This is a genomic window from Pseudanabaena sp. CCNP1317 (assembly GCF_034931345.1).
GTDB classification, from domain to species: Bacteria; Cyanobacteriota; Cyanobacteriia; order Pseudanabaenales; family Pseudanabaenaceae; genus Pseudanabaena; species Pseudanabaena galeata.
Map to the genome: position 1 here is coordinate 138,446 of NZ_JAYGIF010000056.1, position 7,763 is coordinate 146,208.

Sequence of the window (7,763 nt, forward strand, 5' to 3'; positions counted from 1 at the left end):
GATCGCTCAAATGAAGCATTTGTAACAATTAATTATAAAGCTAATGATTAGAGTTTACTGTTCAAATAATTGAGAGTTATGGCTAAATTTATCTAATTTTCTTAAGCAAAATTAAAGATAATCAAAGGCTATCACAGGGAATAATTAATCTAAAGTTCATACTATAGAACTTTAGATTTAGTAAGCGTTATATGTCTAATTCTTCGCTTAGGGCTGTCGGGAACCTGTAGTTTATCCCCCACGTCCTATGTAACCTAAGCAGTCAGTACGATCAGTTGAGCTAAGCAAGCCTTATAACTTAAAACTTATACATATAGCACTTAACTCATTGCTAGTTTAGAGATCAAAGCTTCAGTTTTTTCTTTATCCAAACACCGACATCTCAACAATTGCTCTCAGCAATTGTAGTACTTGCAATTTACCCAATCTAGATCAATAGACAGATCAATAGACGCATTTGTAAATCTAGTAAATCTAGTAGTTGTTTGGTTTTTAGATTCAGATTTTTAGTTTGTAACTTCTTCTAAGGTTTAAGGCAATCTGAACACGTTAATAAAAGTAGGTGAGCATTCTCAATCCCATGAAAATCATTAAAAATCCAAAACAATGAGTGTAAATACTTAGTCAGATTTATCCCAAATCTCTAGAGAGATAGTAGTAGCCGTCCTTTGACTTTTTTAGTTAATTTGTAATAATATGTAACTCCAGACGCAAGAGAAAAAAAGGTTGATCATGTATTATACAAATCAACCTCGAAGCAAATGACACATTATTAGATCAACTTTATAAAACTTAAAGATTATGATTTTAAGCTACCAAGCCCATCAATTTTGATTTTAAAGTTATAGGGTCTTCTTTAGTATCAGACTTCTAGTCTTGGAGAAGCACTCTTAGAAAAAGCTTAGTTTAAAAAAAGTAGGAGCGATATGTCTGAAGAACCATTGACCCAACCCACGCCAAAGACAGTGGATAGGCAAGCTAACAAGCAGGTCGGTCTGTCTGCTGACATGGTTCGCACATACTTGCATGAAATTGGGAAAATCCCTTTACTCAGCAATGAAGAGGAGATTGTCTATGGCAAGCAAGTGCAGCAGATGATGGCGCTGTTTGAAGTTCAAGAAAAGATTGCTCAAAATAGCGATCGCTTACCAACTGAGCAAGAGTGGGCAGAAACTGTAGGAATAGAGCCAGAGATTTTGCGTAGTCTTATTCGTGTTGGCACACGTGCTAAACGTAAAATGATCGAAGCAAATCTCCGTTTAGTAGTCTCTGTAGCGAAGAAATATCAAAAACGGAACTTAGAACTTCTGGACTTAGTGCAGGAAGGAACTCTGGGGTTAGAGCGAGCCGTAGATAAGTTTGATCCTACTAAAGGCTTTAAGTTTTCAACCTATGCCTATTGGTGGATTCGTCAAGCAATTACGAGGGCGATCGCTCAGCAAGCACGGACTATTCGCTTACCAGTTCACATTACTGAAAAGCTCAACAAAATCAAAAAAGCCCAACGCCAACTTTCCCAAGATCTTGGTCGAGTTGCCACGGTAGCTGAAATTGCCTATGAGCTAAACATCAAAACTGATCAAGTTCGTGAATGTCTATCCCTATCGCGTCAGCCAATTTCCCTTGACTTACGCATTGGTGATAACCAAGATACAGAACTTGCTGAGTTACTAGAAGATACAGGACGTTCTCCTGATAACTATGTAGAGCGCGAGTCTCTACGGACAGATATCCAAAGCTTGCTGAAGGAGTTACCCGAAAAGCAACGTCAAGTGATGATTTTGCGTTACGGGCTTGAGGATGGACAGGAAATGTCGTTAGCTAGCATTAGCAAGCGCATGGATCTTAGCCGTGAACAGGTAAGACAATTAGAGCGTCAAGCGATGGATTATCTACGCAAGCGCAAAACCAGAATGCAAGAATATCTGGCTAGCTAAAAACAAGTGCGGTTCTAAGAACCGCACTTGTTTTTTAATAATTTTAACCAAAATGGAGTAGCCAAGCCTCGCAAAGCGAGGCTTGGCTACTCCATTTTGGTTAAAATTTTGTAGTTTATCCCGAACTCACGTTGGTTTACTCTTCTAACTTCTAAGTTTATTGCGATTCATGATATTACTATAAATTCAGTGCGACGAAAGCGAAAAATGGTAAGAATCGCTAAGCGATTCTTACCATTTTTCGCCATTTGCGTCGTGCGAAGCACGACGCAAATGGCTATATCGAACTCACGTTACTATAGATTTGTTTATCAATTGTCATGAGTATTCTTGTCCATCCTCTTGAACTTATCCACAACTCCGACACAATGCCTGATTTTTATGCAAAATACCCGTCTTAGTACAATCGTAAGTGTCAGTGTTGTTCAAATATCCCAATGGTCACGAAATCCTTGGCGACGTACATCGTTGATATTGATTAGTCTATTGTCAGGATTTTTTTTAGCCTCTGTAATCTCTACTATATCTGGAGCCAAATCTGAACAAGATGTTACTGCTGCGGCAATTACTCTGTTTATTGTAGAAATGATTAACCGCTATGTTTATACGGTCAAACGAGTTACTCCAAGCGATAGTAATGCAGCACCAAGACTATTAACCAAGGAAATTTTAAATTCCCTTAAATTAGGTTTAGTGTATGGACTATTTCTGGAAGCTTTCAAGCTTGGCTCATAATTGTAGCAAACCCCAAAAGATGAGGGGAGGCGCTTCGCGCCTCCCCTCATCTTTTGGGGTTTGCTCTCTCCCTCCATCAAAAATCGATAGAAAGTATTGCAAAGCAATACTTTCTATCGATTAAAAAGTTTCCATAGCAAGCTTTCTTTCTCTAACTGCGACGATGGGTAACTTGATCGGCATATTCAGAAATGCGAGAAGGTATTGACGCGCCGATCAGGATGATATTGACCTTGGGCGATCTCGTTTCTAGCACTTCTAGCAATTCATCCTCGGTAATCAGCGATCGCGCCACTAACAAATCTGCTTCATCGAGGATCACTAAACCTGCTTGGGCTGACTTAATCGCGACTTTGGCATAGTCCCATAGCTCCAATACCGACGATTTCTCAATATCTGTCAATTCCAGATCGTCTTTAGATAAATCGCGCTGGGCTTCACACCTTAGCCATTCTAGATTTTCAACAAGCCGGCGGGGATTGCTCAAACCTTGATTAATGCCTGTCTGAAAAAATTGTACGAGTAAGACATTTGTGCCTTGTCCTGCAATACGCAAACCTTGAGCGATGATATCGGCATAGAGATTGCGATGGGGTGCGATAAACACCTGCACATGTCCTTTAATGGGAGTCACGATCAATGATGGTTTAGGTGAGTTAGGATCTACTGGGTTAGTGTGAGGCTGATTTTGGTTGTTTTTTGGGTGATTCGTCTTAATCTGAGCCGTCTTAATTTGAGCAACCATAAACAAATCTAGTGTTTAAATTTCCAATATGCATCATAACAGACACTAGATATAGAAATAGTTCAATCTTTAACATTTGTTAGTGATGCGGACAAAGCCCGCATCACTAACTATTCAATTGAAAGCGTTGCAAAGCAACGCTTTCAATTGAATAGTTGGGTTGGGTTTGAGCGCAAAGCGCTGTATGATGCTCTGAGTGCGTTTAGGTTAAATAAAAGTCCGTGTTAGACATTAAGCTCGTGCGATCGCAGCCCGAACAGGTGCAAGCTCGCCTCAACAGTAGAGGCAAAGGTTACGACATTAGTAGATTGGTCGAACTAGAGCAGGAAGTTCGTGTACTCGAAACTCAGAGATCGCATTTGCAAGCCGAAAGCAACGAAATTGGTAAGCAAGTTGGGCTAAAAATGAAATCTGGTGCGCCTGAGTCGGAGATTCAAGCACTCAAAGCGCGATCGCCAGAAATCAAACAACTGTTAGCGGAACTAGAACCCAAGGAAAAATCCTTGCGCGAAGAAAGCAACACCATTTTGATGAGTTTGCCAAATTTGCCCAGTGAAACTACGCCCATTGGTGCAAATGAAACTGAAAACATTGAAGTGCGCCGTTGGGGTGATGAATATAAAACTACGCGCACCGACATTCTTCCCCATTGGGAAATTGGCGAAAAATTAGGGATTCTTAATTTTGAACGTGCCGTTAAAATCTCTCAAGCTCGTTTTGTGAATTTGATTGGTGCAGGAGCAGCCCTCGAACGCGCCTTAATTCAGTTCATGCTGAATACCCATACTGCCAATGGTTATATTGAAGTTGCACCTCCGCTTTTGGTGAATACCGCTAGCCTCACAGGTACAGGACAATTACCCAAGTTTGCCGAAGACTCATTTAAATGTGCTGAAGACGATCTGTGGTTAATTCCTACTGCTGAAGTTCCCGTTACGAATCTATATCGCGATGAAATCTTTGATGATGAGAATTTGCCAGTTCATCATTGCGCCTATACCCCTTGTTTCCGTCGTGAAGCAGGAAGTTATGGACGTGATACTAGAGGCTTGATTCGGTTACATCAGTTCAATAAAGTGGAACTAGTTAAATTTGTGCGTCCCGAAAACTCGGCGGAAGAGCATGAAAAACTAGTGCGTGATGCAGAATCGATTTTGCAAGCATTGAAACTACCCTATCGTGTCGTTGAACTCTGCACAGGTGACATCGGCTTCAGTGCGGCAAAATGCTATGACCTCGAAGTTTGGTTGCCGACTGCAAATACCTATCGCGAAATTTCTAGCTGCTCGAATTTCCATGATTTTCAAGCGCGTCGCGCCAATATTCGCTTTAAGAGTAAAGGCAAGAAGGGAACTGAGTTTCTGCACACCCTCAATGGTTCAGGCTTAGCTGTCGGACGTACCATGTCCGCAATTCTAGAAAACTATCAGCAACCTGATGGACGCATCTTAATTCCTGAAGTGCTACAACCTCTACTCAACAGACAATATTTGTAGAAAAAGCAAGCATTTGCTTTTTCTACAAAACTATCGCGAGATATAACTATGGCTACGATTCACCGACTGCATCCAGATAATCCGCAACCCCGCACGATCGCTCAAATCGTAGCGGCTTTACGTGATGGCGCGATCATGCTCTATCCTACGGATACAGTCTATGCGATCGGTTGCGATCTGATGTCCAAGTCAGCCGTAGAGAAGGTTCGCAAGCTGAAGCAGATGTCGAACGACAAGCCCCTGACATTTTTATGTTCTTCACTCTCTAATATTGCTGAATATGCGAATGTCTCTAATGCGAACTATCGCACGATGAAGAGTCTTGTGCCAGGTCCTTTTACGTTTATCTTGCCAGCAACTAAGCTTGTACCAAAATTAGTGTTAAATCCTAAGCGTAAAACTACAGGAATTCGAGTTCCCGATCATGGAGTATCCCAAACAATTATTGAAGCGCTAGGAAATCCGATTATTTCCACATCAGCAAATCTGAAAGAAGACGATCTTGATGATGAAGACTTTAGTCATACTAAGAATGGAAAACAGCGTAATGTTTGTGATTTGCCAAAGATGGAACTATTCGATTACTTTTCCAAATTAGTCGATTTGATTGTTGATGACGGCTCCGTTCATAGCTATGAAGTATCGACAATTCTTGACCTAACTGATGATCTGAATCCACAAGTCCTGCGCCAAGGATTAGGAGAAGTTCGATTTTTATGATTCAGGGCTAAGCAGTTAGTATTCCTAAATGGTATTACAACGCTTTGCACTTAAACCCAAACCAAGAAAATCTTTGAAAGTGTTGCTTTGCAACACTTTCAAAGATTTTCTTGGTTTGTTTGATTGGTAATTGCTGTAATAGGTTTTATACCAATTCACAAAAGTGTGACAACCCTTTTGTGAATTAAAAAACAAACCCTGTAAGGGGCTTTCCGTAAAGAAATGGCGTAGCCATTTCTTTACTTAGTATTAGATGGCAAATTGATGTAGATGTAGTCCTTTTCGCTATAACCTGTGACTAATACTTTTACTTTAAAGCTCAAAATTATGCGTGTTTTACGAAATTTACCACTTCTATCATTGACTCTGGTGTTGGTTGGTTATATAGCCTATGGGTGGCTGCTTTCGATTCATAAGGCTGATTGGAGGATCTGGATTCCTTCTGGGGCGATCGCTTTTGGAGTGGACTGGTTATTCTCAGTAGGATGGGTGATCGCGGCGGTGATATTTGTCTTTTATCAAAAGTCGCAGTTTTTATTGTCTTTAGGGCTTAGTGTTATCTGGGTATTGCTGATGTATGTCGCAAGAAATGAGCTACGTGCTTTTTTAGCCCATAATCGCGGCTTGAGTTTCTTTATTCTTGTGTTAACGGCTGGCGCAGGGCTAGGCTTGGGGTGGTTTACGGATACATTGCCTACAATTCGCAGCTTTGGTGAATCATTGGTTAAATAACCCCCAAAAAGCAAGTAACGGCGCTTCGCGCCGTTACTTGCTTTTTGGGGTTATGACCTAACAGGACTAGCGATCGCGATACTTTGATATTAAGTAGCTAGGCATAAGTAACCTAAAAACCTAGAAAGCTGTCCCGCCCGCTACGCGGGCGGGACAGCTTCTGGTTTTAGGTTTTAATTATGGTGAGCTACTTACTTGTTACTAGCGCTACTTTTCCAAAACCCCAGAAGTTGCTTAATGGTGGCTGACACAACTAAAACCATCATTAATTTTTCATGCGTTTGGAACAGTTACAGGCTTTTTTGGCAGTTGCGGAAACAGGAAACTTTCAACAGGCGGCGCAAAAATGTGGAGTTAGTCAGTCAACTATCAGCCGACAGGTGCAGTCTTTGGAAGCCACTGTTGGTATATTGCTATTTCATCGTCAAGGGAACGCGAAATTAACTCTGGGCGGCGATCGCTTATTACCCCATGCTAAGAAAATTTGTCAGATTTGGTCAACAGCCGAACAAGAGTTACTTGATTTGCAAGCAGGCAAACAAACAGAACTTTGTGTAGCGGGAATTCCTTCAGCATGTGCTTATCAGTTACCACCAATATTGCAAAGATTTTCTAAGATTTATCCCAATGTCCAGTTGCGAGTAACGACATTAGGAAGTGATCGCGCTCTAAAGGTTCTCAAGGATGGCTTAATAGATATTGCGATCGTGATGAATAATCCATTTTTAACCGCGAGTTCGGAAATGGTAGTGGAGCATCTATATGAAGAAAAAATCCAACTTTTGCTACCTGCTAATCATCCCCTCAGTAAACAAGAATCGCTAACATGGAAAGATTTGAATAACGTTCCCCAAGCTGTATTCAAAGATGGATATGGTTTACAGCGTCTTGTCCAAGATCAGTTCAATCGCCAAGGGCTACGTTTACATGCCGCTTTGGAGCTTAACTCTCTTGAAGCTTTTCGAGGCATTGTGAAGCAGGGTAGTTTGATTGCCTTGCTTCCAGAAACCTTTTTAGTGGAATTAAATCATGATCCAGACTTAGTAGTGCGATCGCTCAATGATCCTTGCCTAACTCGCGAAATTGTCCTTGTTACGACCAGCGATCGTATTCAAATTCCGCCAATTCAATATTTTTGTAAACTTGCAGGTCAGATGATTCAGCAGGAAATTTCTGTCATTTACAAAAGTGCGCTGTAAGTGGCTAACTAAAAACCTAGAGGCTACCCCGCCCGCGTAGCAGGCGGGACAGCTTCTAGGTTTAGTTAATTATAACGTGAGTTCGACGAACTAAAAGATGGCAGGAGGAAGAGCAGGTAAGCCTTTGAAGAGAAGATCTAAAGCAGGTTTAGTCTCTCGATATGTATAAGCAACCAACCCAGCTAAAAGGTTGACAAGA

The 7,763-nt window shown here is 41.2% G+C and carries 7 protein-coding genes; 6 read left to right on the forward strand and 1 reads right to left on the reverse strand.

Annotated elements, in window-relative coordinates; all coding sequences use genetic code 11:
* The first annotated feature begins 926 nt into the window (after nucleotides 1-926).
* Together VB775_RS11555 and VB775_RS11560 are read left to right on the forward strand one after the other, a co-directional pair.
* The gene (locus tag VB775_RS11555; RefSeq protein WP_281007974.1) at nucleotides 927-1,937 is read left to right on the forward strand and encodes an RNA polymerase sigma factor, RpoD/SigA family; all 1,011 of its coding nucleotides are present in this window, start codon (nucleotides 927-929) and stop codon (nucleotides 1,935-1,937) included.
* A 381-nt stretch (nucleotides 1,938-2,318) separates the two neighbouring features.
* A complete protein-coding gene (locus VB775_RS11560; RefSeq protein WP_281007973.1) occupies nucleotides 2,319-2,672 on the forward strand; it encodes a DUF565 domain-containing protein in 354 nt (117 codons plus the stop codon).
* Between the two features lie 151 nt (nucleotides 2,673-2,823).
* Here VB775_RS11560 and VB775_RS11565 read toward each other — a convergent pair whose 3' ends face one another.
* Nucleotides 2,824-3,417, reverse strand: a complete 594-nt coding sequence (locus tag VB775_RS11565) for a cob(I)yrinic acid a,c-diamide adenosyltransferase (RefSeq protein WP_281007972.1) — start codon at nucleotides 3,415-3,417, stop codon at nucleotides 2,824-2,826.
* A 221-nt stretch (nucleotides 3,418-3,638) separates the two neighbouring features.
* Here VB775_RS11565 and serS point away from each other — a divergent pair, with 221 nt between their 5' ends.
* The 4 genes from serS to VB775_RS11585 all read left to right on the forward strand — a co-directional run bounded on the left by serS (nucleotide 3,639) and on the right by VB775_RS11585 (nucleotide 7,564).
* A complete protein-coding gene (gene serS, locus VB775_RS11570) occupies nucleotides 3,639-4,913 on the forward strand; it encodes a serine--tRNA ligase (RefSeq protein ID WP_281007971.1) in 1,275 nt (424 codons plus the stop codon).
* A 48-nt stretch (nucleotides 4,914-4,961) separates the two neighbouring features.
* The gene (locus VB775_RS11575; protein WP_281007970.1) at nucleotides 4,962-5,633 is read left to right on the forward strand and encodes an L-threonylcarbamoyladenylate synthase; all 672 of its coding nucleotides are present in this window, start codon (nucleotides 4,962-4,964) and stop codon (nucleotides 5,631-5,633) included.
* Between the two features lie 294 nt (nucleotides 5,634-5,927).
* A complete protein-coding gene (locus tag VB775_RS11580; RefSeq protein ID WP_281007969.1) occupies nucleotides 5,928-6,365 on the forward strand; it encodes a hypothetical protein in 438 nt (145 codons plus the stop codon).
* 275 nt (nucleotides 6,366-6,640) lie between these two features.
* Complete coding sequence (locus tag VB775_RS11585; RefSeq protein WP_281007968.1) at nucleotides 6,641-7,564, forward strand: LysR family transcriptional regulator; 924 nt, start codon at nucleotides 6,641-6,643, stop codon at nucleotides 7,562-7,564.
* The last annotated feature ends 199 nt before the right edge of the window (nucleotides 7,565-7,763 follow it).